Annotated in this window: 19 protein-coding genes and 1 other RNA gene; 12 read left to right on the plus strand and 8 right to left on the minus strand. The window is 67.2% G+C overall.

Annotated features, from left to right (window positions below; all coding sequences use genetic code 11):
- Nucleotides 1-187: 187 nt before the first annotated feature.
- A complete protein-coding gene (locus R5H29_RS15785; protein ID WP_332329459.1) occupies nt 188-1,510 on the minus strand; it encodes an aminopeptidase P N-terminal domain-containing protein in 1,323 nt (440 codons plus the stop codon).
- Nucleotides 1,511-1,515: 5 nt separating this feature from the next.
- A complete protein-coding gene (locus R5H29_RS15790) occupies nt 1,516-2,064 on the minus strand; it encodes a UPF0149 family protein (RefSeq protein WP_019661998.1) in 549 nt (182 codons plus the stop codon).
- Nucleotides 2,065-2,217: 153 nt separating this feature from the next.
- Here R5H29_RS15790 and R5H29_RS15795 point away from each other — a divergent pair, with 153 nt between their 5' ends.
- The 8 genes from R5H29_RS15795 (at nt 2,218) to R5H29_RS15830 (ending at nt 6,309) form a co-directional block, all read left to right on the plus strand.
- Nucleotides 2,218-2,439, plus strand: coding sequence for a TIGR02449 family protein (locus tag R5H29_RS15795; protein WP_005410898.1), 222 nt, complete (start codon nt 2,218-2,220; stop codon nt 2,437-2,439).
- A complete protein-coding gene (locus tag R5H29_RS15800; protein ID WP_019661999.1) occupies nt 2,436-2,732 on the plus strand; it encodes a cell division protein ZapA in 297 nt (98 codons plus the stop codon). Before R5H29_RS15795 ends, R5H29_RS15800 begins: the two co-directional genes overlap by 4 nt.
- A gap of 97 nt (nt 2,733-2,829) precedes the next feature.
- A non-coding RNA gene (gene ssrS / locus R5H29_RS15805) (6S RNA) lies at nt 2,830-3,015 on the plus strand.
- An 83-nt stretch (nt 3,016-3,098) separates the two neighbouring features.
- Nucleotides 3,099-3,692 (plus strand): 5-formyltetrahydrofolate cyclo-ligase, encoded by a 594-nt coding sequence (locus R5H29_RS15810; protein ID WP_021204571.1) that lies wholly within the window; start codon nt 3,099-3,101, stop codon nt 3,690-3,692.
- Nucleotides 3,689-4,168 carry an EVE domain-containing protein gene (locus tag R5H29_RS15815; protein WP_005410901.1) on the plus strand — a complete coding sequence of 160 codons (480 nt, stop codon included), beginning with the start codon at nt 3,689-3,691 and terminating at the stop codon, nt 4,166-4,168. Before R5H29_RS15810 ends, R5H29_RS15815 begins: the two co-directional genes overlap by 4 nt.
- A gap of 22 nt (nt 4,169-4,190) precedes the next feature.
- The gene (gene rpiA / locus R5H29_RS15820; RefSeq protein ID WP_005419003.1) at nt 4,191-4,838 is read left to right on the plus strand and encodes a ribose-5-phosphate isomerase RpiA; all 648 of its coding nucleotides are present in this window, start codon (nt 4,191-4,193) and stop codon (nt 4,836-4,838) included.
- 21 nt (nt 4,839-4,859) lie between these two features.
- Complete coding sequence (locus tag R5H29_RS15825) at nt 4,860-5,306, plus strand: DUF192 domain-containing protein (protein WP_014648292.1); 447 nt, start codon at nt 4,860-4,862, stop codon at nt 5,304-5,306.
- A gap of 157 nt (nt 5,307-5,463) precedes the next feature.
- A complete protein-coding gene (locus tag R5H29_RS15830; protein WP_019662001.1) occupies nt 5,464-6,309 on the plus strand; it encodes a SirB1 family protein in 846 nt (281 codons plus the stop codon).
- A gap of 59 nt (nt 6,310-6,368) precedes the next feature.
- Here R5H29_RS15830 and R5H29_RS15835 read toward each other — a convergent pair whose 3' ends face one another.
- Complete coding sequence (locus R5H29_RS15835) at nt 6,369-6,593, minus strand: rubredoxin (protein WP_021204573.1); 225 nt, start codon at nt 6,591-6,593, stop codon at nt 6,369-6,371.
- 34 nt (nt 6,594-6,627) lie between these two features.
- Here R5H29_RS15835 and thiE point away from each other — a divergent pair, with 34 nt between their 5' ends.
- Nucleotides 6,628-7,254, plus strand: a complete 627-nt coding sequence (gene thiE / locus R5H29_RS15840) for a thiamine phosphate synthase (RefSeq protein ID WP_332329436.1) — start codon at nt 6,628-6,630, stop codon at nt 7,252-7,254.
- 16 nt (nt 7,255-7,270) lie between these two features.
- Complete coding sequence (gene hemL / locus R5H29_RS15845) at nt 7,271-8,560, plus strand: glutamate-1-semialdehyde 2,1-aminomutase (protein WP_019662003.1); 1,290 nt, start codon at nt 7,271-7,273, stop codon at nt 8,558-8,560.
- 71 nt (nt 8,561-8,631) lie between these two features.
- Here hemL and azu read toward each other — a convergent pair whose 3' ends face one another.
- Nucleotides 8,632-9,081, minus strand: a complete 450-nt coding sequence (gene azu / locus R5H29_RS15850; protein WP_021203640.1) for an azurin — start codon at nt 9,079-9,081, stop codon at nt 8,632-8,634.
- Nucleotides 9,082-9,204: 123 nt separating this feature from the next.
- On the opposite strand from azu, the gene R5H29_RS15855 reads away from it, so the two are divergent.
- Nucleotides 9,205-9,807 (plus strand): HAD-IA family hydrolase, encoded by a 603-nt coding sequence (locus R5H29_RS15855; RefSeq protein ID WP_019662005.1) that lies wholly within the window; start codon nt 9,205-9,207, stop codon nt 9,805-9,807.
- An 86-nt stretch (nt 9,808-9,893) separates the two neighbouring features.
- On the opposite strand, the gene R5H29_RS15860 is transcribed toward R5H29_RS15855, so the two are convergent.
- Nucleotides 9,894-11,120: an acetylornithine transaminase gene (locus R5H29_RS15860; RefSeq protein WP_134731315.1), complete on the minus strand. Its 1,227-nt coding sequence runs from the start codon at nt 11,118-11,120 to the stop codon at nt 9,894-9,896.
- A 63-nt stretch (nt 11,121-11,183) separates the two neighbouring features.
- Here R5H29_RS15860 and R5H29_RS15865 point away from each other — a divergent pair, with 63 nt between their 5' ends.
- A complete protein-coding gene (locus R5H29_RS15865; protein ID WP_021203637.1) occupies nt 11,184-12,056 on the plus strand; it encodes an ion transporter in 873 nt (290 codons plus the stop codon).
- A 102-nt stretch (nt 12,057-12,158) separates the two neighbouring features.
- Here R5H29_RS15865 and R5H29_RS15870 read toward each other — a convergent pair whose 3' ends face one another.
- From R5H29_RS15870 to R5H29_RS15880, 3 genes are all read right to left on the minus strand, one after another.
- Nucleotides 12,159-13,100 carry a YiiG family protein gene (locus tag R5H29_RS15870; RefSeq protein WP_155030064.1) on the minus strand — a complete coding sequence of 314 codons (942 nt, stop codon included), beginning with the start codon at nt 13,098-13,100 and terminating at the stop codon, nt 12,159-12,161.
- 160 nt (nt 13,101-13,260) lie between these two features.
- The gene (locus tag R5H29_RS15875; RefSeq protein WP_019338775.1) at nt 13,261-14,253 is read right to left on the minus strand and encodes a YiiG family protein; all 993 of its coding nucleotides are present in this window, start codon (nt 14,251-14,253) and stop codon (nt 13,261-13,263) included.
- Between the two features lie 93 nt (nt 14,254-14,346).
- The gene (locus R5H29_RS15880) at nt 14,347-15,165 is read right to left on the minus strand and encodes an NAD(P)-dependent oxidoreductase (protein ID WP_332329437.1); all 819 of its coding nucleotides are present in this window, start codon (nt 15,163-15,165) and stop codon (nt 14,347-14,349) included.
- Between the last annotated feature and the right edge of the window lie 20 nt (nt 15,166-15,185).

Genomic DNA, 15,185 nt, shown 5'->3' on the forward strand with positions numbered 1-15,185 from the left:
GTGCTGACCGAAGGCCTGGCGCGCAGCGCCGACGAGATCGAAGCGGTGATGGCGGGGTAAGGGGTGTCCTGCCGGGGGTGCGGCCCGGCCCCCCCCCGAGTGGGCGGCCGCGGGGGGCCCCCCCCCACCCCCCCCCCCCCCCCCCCCCCCGGGGGGGGGGCGGCCCCCCCCCCCCCCAGGACACCCCTTACCCCGCCATCACCGCTTCGATCTCGTCGGCGCTGCGCGCCAGGCCTTCGGTCAGCACGCGATGGCCATCGTCGGTGATCAGCACGTCATCCTCGGTGCGGATACCGATACCGCGCCAGCGCGGCTCCACCGCCGTGTCATCCACGCCGATGTACAACCCAGGCTCGATGGTGAACGCCATGCCCGGCTCCAGCAGACGCGAGTCACCGGCCAAGCGGTAGTCGCCCACGTCGTGCACGTCCATGCCGATCCAGTGCCCGGTCTTGTGCCGGTAGAAGCGCTGGTACAGGCCCTCGGACAGGTTCTTTTCCAGCGTGCCCTTCAGCAGGCCCAGCCGCAGCAGGCCCTCGGTCAAGGTCTGCACTGCGGCCAGATGGCCGGCCTCGTAGGGCACGCCCGGCCTGGCTTGGGCCAGCGCCGCCGCCTGCGCCTCGCCGACCAGGTCGTGCAGCGCGCGCTGCTCGGCACTGAAGCGGCCGTTCACCGGGAAGGTGCGGGTGATGTCGCTGGCGTAGCCGCGGTACTCGGCACCGGCATCGATCAGTACCAACTCGCCATCGCGCGACCGCGCGTTGTTGTCGCGGTAATGCAGGATGCAAGCATTGCGGCCGGCGCCGACGATGCTGCAGTACGCGGGCACCGCATCGTTGGCGCGGAACACGCGTTCCAGCTCGGCCTGCAGTTCGTACTCGTGGATGCCGGCCCTGGCGGCCTTCATCGCCGCCAGATGCGCACGCACGCTGATCTGTGCGGCGTGGTGCATCAGTGCCACTTCGGCGCCGGACTTGAACAGACGCTGCTCGTGCAGCAGGTGGCCCAGCTCCAGGAACTCATGTGGCGGCTGCGCACCGTGGCGTACCTGCGAACGCACGCGGTTGACCCAGCCGATCAGCTTCAGGTCGAAGTCGGCGTCGCGGCCGAAGTGGTAATACACGCGCGAGCGCCCTTCCAGCAGGCCCGGCAGGATGTCGTCCAGATCGTCGATCGGGTAGGCATCGTCCATGCCGTACTGGGCCACCGCGCCTTCCTGGCCGGCGCGGCTGCCATCCCAGGCTTCGCGCTCGGCATCGCGCTCGCGGCAGAACAGGATGGCCTCGCCGTGGCGTCGGCCCGGAATCAGCACCAGCACCGCTTCCGGCTCCGGGAAGCCGCTCAGGTACTGGAAATCCGAATCCTGCCGGAACGGGTAATGGGTATCGAGGCTGCGCACCTTTTCGGCCGCGGCTGGCAGCACCAGGATCGCGTCCTCGCCGGCCATGTCCATCAGCTGGCGGCGACGACGCTTGTATTCGCCGGCCGCAATGCCGGTGCGCTGCTTGATGTCCATCAGTTCAGGCGCTGGCGGTGGCGCGAGGCCAGCACCACGTCGCCGTGCAGCAGCAGCACCGCCACGCGGATGAATTCCTCGATCTCCGACAGCGCTTCGTCGTCATCATCGCCGCCGGCCTCGAAATCCTCGCTGGAGGCGCGTGCCAGGCTGGCCATGTCGGTCAGCGCTTCTTCACCCTCTTCGGACAGGGCCGGGCGACGGCCGCCGCTGCCCAGGCCGAAACCACCCAGGAAGGAACGGGTCCAGCTGAACATGGCATCGGCCTGTGCGGACACCTCGTCGGTGTCAGCCAGCAACAGCTCGAAGGCGAAGTCACGGTCTTCCAGCTGCTTGATGGTGGCCTGCAGCAGCTGCCCCAGCACGCTGTCGGCGGCCACCGGCGGCAGGTTGTCGTCGGCCAGCACGCGCGCCGGCCAGTCGTTGCCGGGGGCACCGCCGGCGGCCAGCCAGCCACACAGCGCACCATGCAGCTCGGCAGCGGTGGCGCCCAGGCCCAGCTCCTGGCTGGCGCGGGTAACGTCGTCGACGGAGGGAAGTTCGGTCATCGTGCGGCTCGTTCGGAAAGGAAACCCGGAGCGCGCACGCGCGCGCCCGTGAGACCCCGTAGTGTAGCAACCCGGCGGCATCCTCCCGGTAGCCCTCCGGCCTTGCTGCGACAGCGCTTGACCGCCCTTGCCCGGCTTGCCTATCGTGCCTGCATGGAACCCGCCGACCCCCTTGCCCAGCTGCAGGACTTCGCCGCCCGCGTGGAAGCGTTGCTTGAACGCAACCAGCGCCTGGCCGAGGAGAACCGCAGCCTGCGCCACCAGCAGGAACAGCTGGTGGCCGAGCGCTCGACGCTGCTGGCCAAGAACGAGCAGGCGCGCTCGCGGGTGGAAGCGATGATCAGCCGGCTCAAATCCCTGGAGCAGCACACATGAGCGCCGAACCGGTCAGCGTCCGCATCCTCGATCGTGAATACACCGTGGGCGTCGGCGCCGACGAACGCGACAGCCTGATGGCGGCTGCGCGCCTGCTCGATGCGCGCATGCGCGAGATCCGCGGCAGCAACCGCATGGCCGCCGTAGACCGTGTCGCCGTGCTGGCCGCGCTGAACTTGGCCCACGAACTGCAGCTGCTGCGCGACGAGAACGCCCGCCAGGCCGTGGCCCTGCAGCAGACGCTGGCGGACCTGAACCGGCGGCTGGACCGCGCCATCGACGGCGGCACCTGAAGACCGTGCACAACGCGTCTTCTCATATCTGAATTGGCACGTACTGTTGCCGACGAACGGCCTATCCAGATCCGGCGCGCTGGCTATAATGACCACGCGTTCTCTGCGGTACTCGACGGCATGTGCAAACATTCGCCTTGTCCCTTAAGAACGACACCGGGAGCGCGACAGCGCCGGGAGTGCAGGTCCGCCTTGTAGCGGGAAGCCCGATGGTTCTCCAGCGTTCCCACTTGAGCCCCCGGGTTCAAGGTCGTTTCGCATGCATCGACATTGCGGAGAATGCAATATTCCAGCAAGGGCGGCGTCTTCGGGCGTCGCCCTTGTTCTTTCCGGCACAATGACGGCTGATCCTTGCCGCACGCTGCCATGACCGACCCGCGCCAGGCCCTGCGCCACGACCTGCGGCAACGCCGCCGTGAACTCTCCGCAGCTGCGCGCATCGCCGCCGCCGAATCGCTGGCCGATGCCCTGCTCGCCCTGCCGTTTGCCCCGCGCGAAGGCGCCGTGGCCGGCTACTGGGCGCTGGATGGCGAAATCGCCCTGCACCGCTGGCAGTTGCAGTTGCCCGAAGGACTGACCTATTGCCTGCCGGTGCTGGCCGGTGACGTGCTGCGCTTCGCGCCGTGGCGGCCGGGGCAGCCGCTGACCAGCAACCGTTACGGCATTCCCGAGCCGGACGTGGCGCTGGAAGACACCCTGGAACCAGCACAGATGGCGCTGGTGGTGGCCCCGCTGGTGGGTTTCGACACGCAGTGCCGGCGGCTGGGCATGGGGGGCGGCTGGTATGATCGCAGCTTCGCCTTCCGCCACGACCGGCCGGCGCCGCCCTGGCTGGTCGGTGCTGCGTTCGCGGTGCAGCAGGTCGAGTCCTTGCCGGTGGCGTCGTGGGACGTGCCCGTGGATGCGATCTGCACCGAAGACGGCACCCTGTTCCCCTCCGCTGCCCCCGTGAACGCATGACCGCCCGCAAGCGCTACTGGCTGATGAAGTCCGAACCGGACGCCTTCTCCATCGATGACCTGGCCAAGGTCAAGGTCGAACCCTGGAACGGGGTGCGCAATTACCAGGCGCGCAACTTCATGCGCGATGGCATGCAGGTGGGCGACGGCATCCTGTTCTACCACTCCAATACCAAGGTGCCGGGCATCGTCGGCCTGGCCACGGTGGCCAGCACGGCCTATCCGGACGACACCCAGTTCGATCCGAAATCCGACTACCACGACCCCAAGAGCACGCGCGAGAACCCGCGCTGGATGCTGGTGGACGTGGCCTTCGACCGCAAGCTCAAGCAGGTGATCGCGCTGGACGAGATCAAGCTGCACGCCGAAGAGCTCGGTGAAGGCTTCCCGCTGGTTGCCAAGGGCAACCGCCTGTCGGTGTTCCCGGTGACCGCCGCGCAGTGGAAGCTGCTGCTGTCGCTGGAAAAGAAATCCTGATTCCCTGCCTGAGAGTTCTCCCATGTCCGAAGCCAAGCGCCTGGCCGCCGAGAAAGCCATCGAGTACGTTGAAGACGGCATGATCGTCGGTGTCGGCACCGGTTCCACCGTGGCCTATTTCATCGATGCCCTGGCCCGCATCCAGCACCGCATCAAGGGCGCCGTGTCCAGCTCCGAGCAGAGCACCGCGCGCCTGAAGCAGCACGGCATCGAAGTGATCGAGCTGAACCACAGCGGCAACCTGTCGCTGTACGTGGACGGCGCCGATGAGTGCGATCCGAACAAGTGCCTGATCAAGGGCGGCGGCGCCGCACTGACCCGCGAGAAGATCATCGCCGAGGCCAGCGAGCGCTTCATCTGCATCGTCGACCCGAGCAAGCAGGTGCCGGTGCTCGGCAAATTCCCGCTGCCGGTGGAAGTGATCCCGATGGCGCGCAGCCTGGTCGCCCGCCAGATCCGCGACATGACCGGCGGCCAGCCGACCTGGCGCGAAGGCGTGGTGACCGACAATGGCAACCAGATCCTGGACATCCACAACCTGCAGATCACCGATCCGGAAAAGCTGGAGCGCGAGCTCAACCAACTGCCGGGCGTGGTCTGCGTGGGCCTGTTCGCGCGCCGCCGCGCCGATGTGGTGATCGTCGGCGGCGAGCCGCCGGTCGTGCTCTGACCCTTTCGAAGGATCCTGACGATGTCGCTGTTGCGTTCGCTGCTGATGCTCCCGCTGCTGGCCCTGGCTGGCTGCGCCACCGACGCGGCCCGCCACTGGGTCGAACTGGATGGCGCCCGCTACCAGGTCGAGCTGGCCACCAACGATGAAACCCGCGCGCGCGGGTTGATGTTCCGCGACCAGATGGCGGCCGACCACGGCATGCTGTTCATCCACGACCGCGAGGAAATGCAGGCGTACTGGATGAAGAACACCAGGATCGCGCTGGACATCCTGTACTTCGACAGCCAGCGCAGGCTGGTCAGCCAGCAGCGTGATGTGCCGCCGTGCTCGGCCGGCGACATGTGCCCGCCCTACCCCAGCGGTGGCCCGGCACGTTACGTGCTGGAGCTCAACGCCGGCCAGGCCGAGAAGCTGCAGTTGAAGGACGGTACGGAGCTGAAATTCGGCCCGGGCATCGAAAAGTAAGGTGCGGCCGGGCTGCGCCCGGCACGCGCAGTAGTGCCGGCCGCTGGCCAGCAACCCTGCAGGGGCCAGATCCCATTCGCTCGCGAAAGGGATCTGACCCCGGATTTTTCACGCGACACCGCTTGAAACCGCCTGCGAATGACGCCAGTCTGTGGCCATGCAGGACCGGATCACACTCCCCGACTGGGATGCACTGGCCGACCTCGAAGACGAGGCGCTGCCACTGTTGCCGACCGCGCTGCTGATCGCGCGCGATGAATACCCCGATCTGCAGCCGTCGACCTACGACGCGTTGATCCAGAGCCACGTCGACCACCTCCGCTCGGAAGTGGAGAGCATCGACAACAGTCCATTGAAGATGGCGGCGATCAACCGCCACCTGTTCGACGAGCTGGGCTACAGCGGCGACCACGACAAGTACTACGATCCGCGCAACAGCTATCTCAACCAGGTGTTCGAGCGGCGGCTGGGCAACCCGATCTCGCTGGCGCTGGTGCAGATGGAAGTGTCGCGACGGCTGGGGATCCCGCTCGACGGCGTGTCCTTCCCCGGCCACTTCCTGGTGCGCCTGCCGGTGGACGACGGCGTGCTGGTGATGGACCCGTTCAATGGTGGTCGCCCGCTGGACGTGGACGAACTGCGCGAACGCGCCAAGTCACACCTGGGCGGGCAGATGCCCGACGACCAGGTGCTGGCGCAGATTCTCGACCCGGCGCCGGCGCGCGCGATCCTGATGCGCATGCTGCGCAACCTGCACGGCGTGTATGCCGAGGCCGGCGAATGGGATCGCGCCGCGCGCAGTGCCGACCGCCTGCTGAAGCTCGCCCCGGAGCAGGACGATGCGCTGCGTGACCGCGGCCTGGCCTATCTGCAGCTGGAATATCTGGCCGGTGCCCGCCATGACCTGGGGCAGTACCTGAAGCGCAATCCCGAGGCCAGCGATGCGCAGTGGCTGCGCGAGAAGCTGATCGACCTCGGCGGGCCGATGCCGCGGCTGCATTGAGGGCGCCGGTGTGTGGACCAACGGTCCACACCCACCGGATGGGCCGGGTGGCCCTCCAGTCAATCGACTTCGACCATCTCGAAATCGGCCTTGGTCACCCCGCAATCGGGGCAGGTCCAGGTCTCGGGAATGTCCTCCCAGCGCGTGCCCGGCGCGATGCCCTCTTCCGGCAGACCCTCCGCTTCGCTGTACAGGAAGCCGCAGACCACGCACATCCAGGTGCGCAAGGTGGTGGGGGTGGCATCGCTCATCGGATAATCACGGCTGGATTCACGGGCCGCCATTGTCCCATCGCGGTCCACTCACCGGTAGCCATCGATGACTTCTGCTTCCCCGGCGCCCCGCGGCGTCTACCTGATCACCCCGGACGAGCCCGATACCGCGCGCCTGCTGGCCCGTGCCGCGCCGCTGCTGGCCGCTGGCGCCACCTGGCTGCAGTACCGCAACAAGACCGCCAGCGACGCACTCCGGCAGGAGCAGGCAATCGCGCTGCAGGCGCTGTGCGCACACTACGGCGTACCGCTGATCATCAACGACGACCCGGCGCTGGCGAAGGCGGTGGGCGCGGCTGGCGTGCACCTGGGCGGCACCGACGGTGACATCCCAAGCGCGCGTGCGCTGCTCGGCGCCGAGGCCATCATCGGCGCTTCCTGCTACGACCAGCTGGCCAATGCCGAGAAGGCCGTGGCCGCCGGTGCCAGCTACGTGGCCTTCGGCGCGTTCTTCCCTACCACTACCAAGGTCACCACCAGCCGCGCGGATACCGACCTGCTGCGGCAGAGCGCCGCACTGGGCGTGCCACGGGTGGCGATCGGCGGGCTGACGCCGGACAATGTCGGTCCCATCATCGACGCCGGCGCCGACCTGGTGGCCGTGGTCAGCGGCATTTACGCCGCGCAGGACCCGGTCGCGACCCAGCGCGCCTTCCTCGCCCAGTTCGCGTAACGCCCAGGAAAGCCCCATGAACCACGACCAGTCCCACGCCCTGTTCTCCCGCGCCCAGCAGCTGCTGCCGGGCGGCGTCAATTCGCCGGTGCGCGCGTTCAAGTCGGTCGGCGGCGAGCCGTTCTTCGTCGAACGCGCCGATGGCGCCTACCTGTACGACGTCGACGGCAACCGCTACATCGACTACGTCGGTTCCTGGGGCCCGATGATCGTCGGCCACAACCACCCGGCCGTGCGCCAGGCGGTGAAGAAGGCGATCGACAATGGCCTGTCCTTCGGTGCGCCGTGCGCGGCCGAAGTCACCATGGCCGAAACCATCACCCGCCTGGTGCCATCGTGCGAGATGGTGCGCATGGTCAACTCCGGCACCGAGGCCACGCTGTCGGCGATCCGCCTGGCGCGTGGCGCCACCGGCCGCAACCGCATCGTCAAGTTCGAAGGCTGCTACCACGGCCACGGCGACTCGTTCCTGGTCAAGGCCGGCAGCGGCATGCTGACCTTGGGCGTGCCGACCTCGCCGGGCGTCCCAGCCGGGCTGAGCGAACTGACCCTGACCCTGCCCTACAACGACTTCGAAGCGGCCACCGCCCTGTTCGAACAGCAGGGTGGCGACATCGCCGGCCTGATCATCGAACCGGTGGTCGGCAACGCCAACTGCATCCCGCCGCGCGAGGGCTACCTGCAACACCTGCGTGCGCTGTGCACGAAACATGGCGCGCTGCTGATCTTCGACGAAGTGATGACGGGCTTCCGCGTCGCCCTCGGCGGTGCGCAGGCGCACTACGGCATCACCCCGGACCTGACCACCTTCGGCAAGATCATCGGCGGCGGCATGCCGGTGGGCGCCTACGGCGGTCGTCGCGAGCTGATGCAGCAGATCGCCCCGGCCGGCCCGATCTACCAGGCCGGTACGCTGAGCGGCAATCCGGTGGCAATGGCCGCTGGCCTGGCGATGCTGGAGCTGATCCAGCAGCCGGGTTTCCACGCCGACCTGGCCGAGCGCACCGCACGCCTGTGTGCGGGTCTGGAAGCGGCCGCCGCCGACGCCGGTGTGGCCGTGACCACCACCTGCGTGGGTGCGATGTTCGGGCTGTTCTTCACCAGCGAGAAGGTGGAGACCTATGCGCAGGCCACCGCCTGTGACATCCCGGCGTTCAACCGCTTCTTCCACGCGATGCTGGAGCAGGGCGTGTTCCTGGCCCCGTCGGCGTACGAGGCCGGCTTCCTGTCCAGCGCCCACGACGATGCCGTGATCGAGGCGACGCTGGCCGCAGCACGCGTGGCGTTCAAGGCCGCCAAGGGCTGATCGCAAAAAAGGGGACGGAGGGGATTAAGTCGTTTGTGCACAAACGACTTAATCCCCTCCGTCCCCTTTTTTCAACCGAAGACGAATTTGCCCTTCATCATCGCGAAGTGGCCGGGGAACGAGCAGAAGAAGGTGTAGTCACCGCCCTTCTGCAGGCCCTGGGTAGAGAAACGCACACGCGTGGTCTCACCACCGCCAATCACCTTGGTGTGCGCCAGCACGCGCTTGTCGGCCTTCGGCAGGTAGCTGTCGGCCAGCGTCATGCGCATGCCCGCCATCGCCACCGGCTGGTAATCGGCAGTGCGGGTCAGCACCCAGTTGTGGCCCATCGCGGTAGCGGCCAGCTTGCCGGTGTGGCGCAGGGTCAGGTCTACGGCGGTGCAGTCGGCGGCGACCTTGATCTCGCGGCTGCTGAAGCTCATCTGGTCGGTGCTGTCGATGCTCACCGCACACACCCGCGCCATCGCCGACGGCGCCAGCATCAGCGCGCCCAGTCCCACTGCCACCACCCAAGCCTTCATCGTTGCATCTCCTGCGGATTCGAGCGCCATTCTAGGCAGGCCTATGCCCGCCCGGCTGCGACCGTCTGTCGCATGGCAGCTCCAGGGTTTCCCGCGCACTCATCGCAATGGCATGCTCGGCCGATGCGGATCGACCTGTTGCTGCTGGATGTGGATGGCGTGCTGGTGCAGTACCAGCGCGCGCAGCGCGTGCTGTATCTGGCGCAGGCGCTGGATGTTCCGACGCACGCCGTGCAGGCCGCGCTGTATGACAGCGGACTGGAAGCAGCGCATGACAATGGCACGCTTGATGGCCCGGCCTATCTGGCGCAGCTGGGAGAGCTTCTGGGCACGACTGTCGATGTGGCTGCATGGACCGCGGCGCGACGGGCCGCCAGCCATCCTCAGGCGGCCGTGTTGCAACGATTGCAGGCCCTGCAACTGCCAATCGCGGTGCTGACCAACAACGGCGCACTGATGCAGCAGGCATTGCCCACCCTGCTACCGGAACTGTTCCCTGCGCTGCAGGGCCGCGTGTTCTGCAGTGCGGAGTTCGGCCTGCGCAAACCTGCGCCGGCGGTGTTTCTGCGCACGCTGGAAGCGCTGGGCGTGGCGCCTTCGCGCGCGCTGTTCGTCGATGACCTGTTCGCCAATGTGCGTGGCGCGCGCGCTGCCGGCCTGCACGCGGAAACCGTGCGCGATGGCCGGGGATTGGGCAAGGTGTTGAAGCGCTATCGGATTGCGTGAACCACTGATGAGCCTAGCCCATGCTCGGCTCATCGCAGGAACAGCAGCCGAGCATGGGCTCGGCTCTACAGCTATTACTGCCGGCCTCAGCGCGCGGCGATGAACGCGGCAATCGCCGCGCGCAGGCGCTTCAGGCCTTCGGCCACTTCTTCGTCGGTGATGTTCAACGACGGCACGAAGCGCAGCACGTCCGGGCCGGCCTGCAGGGTCAGCAGGCCCTGCTCGGCGGCATGGTCGAGGATCGCCCCGGCCTGGCCGGCGAAGTCCTTGCCCAGCACCGCGCCCAGCATCAGGCCGCGGCCACGCACGTCGCTGAACACGCCGAATTCTTCGTTGATGCGCGCAAAGCCATCGCGCAGCGCCTTCGACTGGCGGCTGACATTGGCGGCGATCTCCGCCGAGGCCAGCTTGCGCAGCGCAACGCGTGCGACCGCAGCGGCCAGAGGGTTGCCACCGAAGGTGGTGCCGTGCGCACCGAACTGCATGGTTTCGGCCACCTTCGGGCCGGCCAGCATCGCACCGATCGGGAAGCCGCCACCGAGTGCCTTGGCCAGGGTGACCATGTCCGGCACCACCTCGTCCTGCCAGTGCGCGAACAGCGTGCCGGTGCGGCCCATGCCGGCCTGGATCTCGTCCAGCACCAGCAATGCGTTGTGCTGGTCGCACAGTTCGCGCACGCGCTTGAGGAAGCCGGACTTGGCCGGCATCACACCGCCCTCGCCCTGGATCGGCTCCAGCATCACCGCCGCCACGTCACCGGCGGCCATCGCGGTTTCCAGCTGCACCTCATCGTTGAAATCGATGTAGCGGAAGCCACCGGGCAGCGGCTCGTAGCCTTCCTGGTACTTCGGCTGGGCAGTAGCGGTCACCGCGCCAAGGGTGCGACCGTGGAAGCTGCCGCGGAAGGTGATGATCACCCGCTTGTCGGCCGGGCGCCCCTGGCTGGAGGCCCACTTGCGGACCATCTTGATCGCCACTTCGTTGGCTTCGGCGCCGGAATTGCACAGGAACACGCGCTCGGCGAAGCGGCTGGCCTTGACCAGCTCCTCGGCCAGGTGCAGCGGCGGCGCGCTGTAGAACACGTTGCTGGTGTGCCAGAGCTTGCCGGCCTGCTCGACCAGCGCGGCCACCAGGTCCGGATCGTTGTGGCCGAGGCCACACACGGCGATGCCGGCGGCCAGATCGATGAACTCACGGCCCTGGCTGTCCCACACGCGGGCGCCCTGGCCGCGCTCCAGTACCACCTGGCGGGGCTTGTAGACCGGCAGGTAGTAGTGCGAAAGGGAAATCAGCGGATCGGTCGCGGCGGTCATGGCAGTCGGCAGGGTTCAGGAACGCCCATTCTCGCGCCGGAACCCCTGCGGCACAATGCGCCCATGCGACCGTTTTCCGCCCCCCAGCTCAACCCCGCCACCGAGACCGGCTGGCGCCGTCGGTGGTTCGACATCATCTACCGCCATGACACCCGCCCTTCGCGCAATTTCGACCTGATCCTGGTGGTGGCGATCGTCGCCAGCATCCTGGTGGTGATGATCGACAGCGTGCAGCACCTGCATGCCGAATGGTCCACCGGCCTGTACATCCTGGAATGGGGCTTCACGATCATCTTCACCGCCGAGTACCTGCTGCGCCTGGCGGTTGTCAGGCGCCCGCTGCGTTACGCGGTGAGCATCTGGGGCATCATCGACCTGCTGTCGATCCTGCCCGCCTACCTGTCGATGTTCATCCCGGGTGCGCAGAGCCTGCTGGTGGTGCGCGCGCTGCGCATCCTGCGGGTGTTCCGCATCCTCAAGCTGACCCGCTACATCGAGGAAAGCGGCGTCCTGATGACGTCACTGTGGCGCAGCCGGCGCAAGGTGCTGGTGTTCCTGTTCACGGTGATCACCATCACCATCATCGCCGGTGCGCTGATGTACGTGATCGAGGGCCCCGAACACGGCTTCACCAACATCCCGGCCAGCATGTACTGGGCGGTGGTGACCATGGCCACGGTCGGCTTCGGTGACATCGTGCCGCAGACCGTGCTCGGCCGCTTCGTCACCTCGGTGCTGATCCTGATCGGCTACAGCATCATCGCCGTGCCCACCGGCATCTACACCGCCGAACTGGCCAGCACCATGCGCGAGGCCGAACTGGCCGCGCGCCGTGATGCCCGCGGCTGCCCGCATTGCGGGCTGGAGGGGCATGAACCGGATGCGCGGCACTGCCGCAAGTGCGGCGGTGAACTGCCGGACGCATTCAGCCATTGAGGCACATGCCGGCCAGCGGCCGGCACTGCCAACCCCGCAGGGTGCGCGCCGGGCATGGCCCGGTGCCGCCGTGGACGGGTCCACGCCCTGTGTGGATCGCCCTCAGCGCATGCGGTTGCTGGTGGTCACTAGGTCGTTGTAGGCGTCCAGGATCGTCGACTGTGCCCCTTCAGGATCGGTGGTGAGCCAGCTGCCCGACGCCTTGCGCTCGGCGGCCAACGCATCGGCGGTGATCGGCTTGCCCTGCTCCAGACGCTCGACACCGCGACCAGCGGTACGCACCAGCTTGTCGGCCGAACGCTGCACATGGCCCCACATCGGGTCGTCCTTGCCGACACCACTGTTCTGGATTTCCGTCACCAGCGCCTGATAGTCGGCCAGCTGGCCGCGCAACGCCGCAACGTCCGGTGCGTCGCTCTGGAACGCCATCGCCAGCTGCTTGCCATCGCCGACAAGGCGCAGGTGGTAATAGGCCAGCGAGCGGCCTTCGCTTTCCTCGATCTGCTTCAGCTGGGCGGCGCGGCGATCGTTCTCGTTCTTTTCCAGCGCCGCATCCATCGCTTCGCTGGCTTTGAAGAAATCAGCATAGGCCTGCATCAGCGGGGCATGCTGGCTGCGCATCCCATCGCCACCATCGCGACGATAGTCCTCGCGGGTGAAGTACCCATCGGCACGCTCGATCAGGGTGTTCAGTGCCTGGAATGCCTGCTGGTACTGTCGCGCGGGTGCATCCAGCGGCGTGGCAGGGGTCTTTGCCAGCGCCTCGGTCAGCGGCTGGCCGCAGTACTCGACGCGGTGCGACAACAGCTTGCCCGGTGAGCGCGGCTGCGCTTCCTTGCCGGTCGGCCCCGCCTTGGGGTCCTTCATCCAGCCCGTGTAAGTCTGGAAGCCTTCGTGGATGGGCTGTTCGACGCCGTTGTAGCACTCGATGTAGGCGTTCACCTTCTCCAGCCCGGGGTCGGCGACCGCCAGCCCCGCCGGGCTGTTGCAGCCGGCCAGCGCGCCGAGCAGGAGAACGGGAATCAGGCGTGTGGATGCGTTCAAATCAGTTCCTTGCACCAGTGAAAACTGCAGCCATCGTCCTGCATGGCGCGAGCGCGCGCTCCAGCACCTCGGGAAGGTGCTGGCATTCGGGGCTGCGGGGCGTGTCATGTCGCGATCAACCTGCTCGATCGCGACAAAAATAGCGCGTTGAGCTTCTCGCTTACTGGCGGTTGCTCTGGAAAACCAGCGAGTTGTACTCCTGCATCAGCTTGCTGGCAGAGCCGCTCGGCGCCATCGAGGGCGAATCCAGCATGCGCCGTTCGAAATCGGTATAGGGCGTGTTCTCGCTGACGCGCTTCAGCCGCTCCTTGCCTTCGCGCCGGAAGTTCTCGGCCTCACGCTCGAAGCTGTTCCAGTCCAGCTTGCCCGGCTCCTGATCAGCCACCTTCGCATGCGCTTCGTCGGAAATGCGGTTGAACGCATCCAGACGCTCGCGCGCCTTGGCTTGGTCGAAATCGTCCTCGCTCATCAGATCCATGATGGCCTTGGCTTCCAGCATCATCGCCAGACGGTAGTACTCGCGCGTGCGCCCCTCGGCCTGTTCCAGCGCCTTGAGCTGCTCGCGCTGGGCGGCGTCGTTCTGGCGCTCCAGCTCGGCGTTGAACGTTGCGCTGGCAGCCACGAACTCCTTGAAGGCGGCCATCAAGGGCGCATGCAGCTGCTTGCCCTTGGCGAACCGGTCATCTTCGTAGTCCTGGCGATCGTAGTAGTCGTGCGCCTCCTTGCTGATCGGCACCAATGCCTTCAGCGCCTGCTGGTAATGGCCAGCAGCGGCATCGAGCTCGGCCAGCGCCGGCTTGGCAGCCATCGCCTCGGTCACGGGGCCATCGCACTGCTTCATGTCGTAGTCGCTGATCTCGAACGGACCGTACACCTGGGTCTCGCGCCCGGTCGGGCCGGCCTCGACGTCCTTGATCCAGCGCGTATAGGACTCGATGCTGCCGTGGGTCTTCGAATCAAGCGTGTTGAAGCAGCCGATGTAGGCGTTGAGCTTGGCGGTCAATTGCTGCTGTGCGTCGGACGGCGCCGCGCTGGCGTCGGGCGTGCTGGAAGGGCCGGCGTCGCCAGTGGTTGCAGGCGCCTTGCTGCCGCAGGCAGCCAGGACAATCGACAGCGAAGCGGCCAGCGCCGCGACGGAAAGAGTGCGTGACATGGGTTCACGTCCTTGTTGAAAACGATTACAGCCGCGCATTCTAACGCAGCAGGCCGAAGGTCGCAGCCCTCGGCCTCTGCCGGCGACGCGCGATCACTCCAGGAACAGATCCGGCAACAACGGACGCGATGGATCCACCGCATAGCCGGACAGATCGGTGATACCCGCCTGCGCCAGCACGTCATCGTCGATCAGGAACTGGCCGTGGAAACCCGCCGCCTCGCGCACCAGCACCGCGTGCGCAGCATCGGCCATGATCTGCGGCGTGCGGCAGCCAGCCGCATCCACGCCCGGAATCATGTTGATCGCATCGGTGGCGATGACGGTGCGCGGCCACAGCGCATTCACCGCCACGCCCTGCGGGCCGAATTCCGCGGCCAGGCCCAGGGTGACGAAGCTCATGCCCATCTTCGCCAGCGTGTAGCCGGTATGTGCGCCCCACCACTTCGGCTCCAGGCTCGGCGGCGGCGCCAGGGTCAGGATGTGCGGGTTCGGCGCCTGCAGCAGGTACGGCAGGCAGGCCTGCGTGCACAGGAAGCTGCCGCGCGAATTGACCTGCTGCATCAGGTCGAAACGCTTCATCGGCGTATCCAGCGTGCCGCGCAACCAGATCGCGCTGGCGTTGTTGATCAGGATGTCGATGCCACCGAAGGTGTCGACCGTGGCCGCCACCGCCGCCTGCACCTGCTCTTCCTCCCGGATGTCGCACTTCAGCGCCAGGCCCTGCCCGCCTGCAGCCGTCACCGCTTCGGCGGCGGTGTGGATGGTGCCCGGCAGCTTCGGATTCGGCACCGACGACTTGGCCGCGATCGCCACGTTGGCCCCGTCGCGCGCGGCGCGCAGTGCGATGGCCAGGCCGATGCCACGCGAGGCACCGGTGATGAAAAGCGTTTTGCCCTGCAGACTGCCCACGTTCCGCACTCCAGCGTATG

The organism is Stenotrophomonas sp. A3_2 (assembly GCF_036624925.1).
Taxonomy (GTDB): Bacteria; Pseudomonadota; Gammaproteobacteria; order Xanthomonadales; family Xanthomonadaceae; genus Stenotrophomonas; species Stenotrophomonas hibiscicola.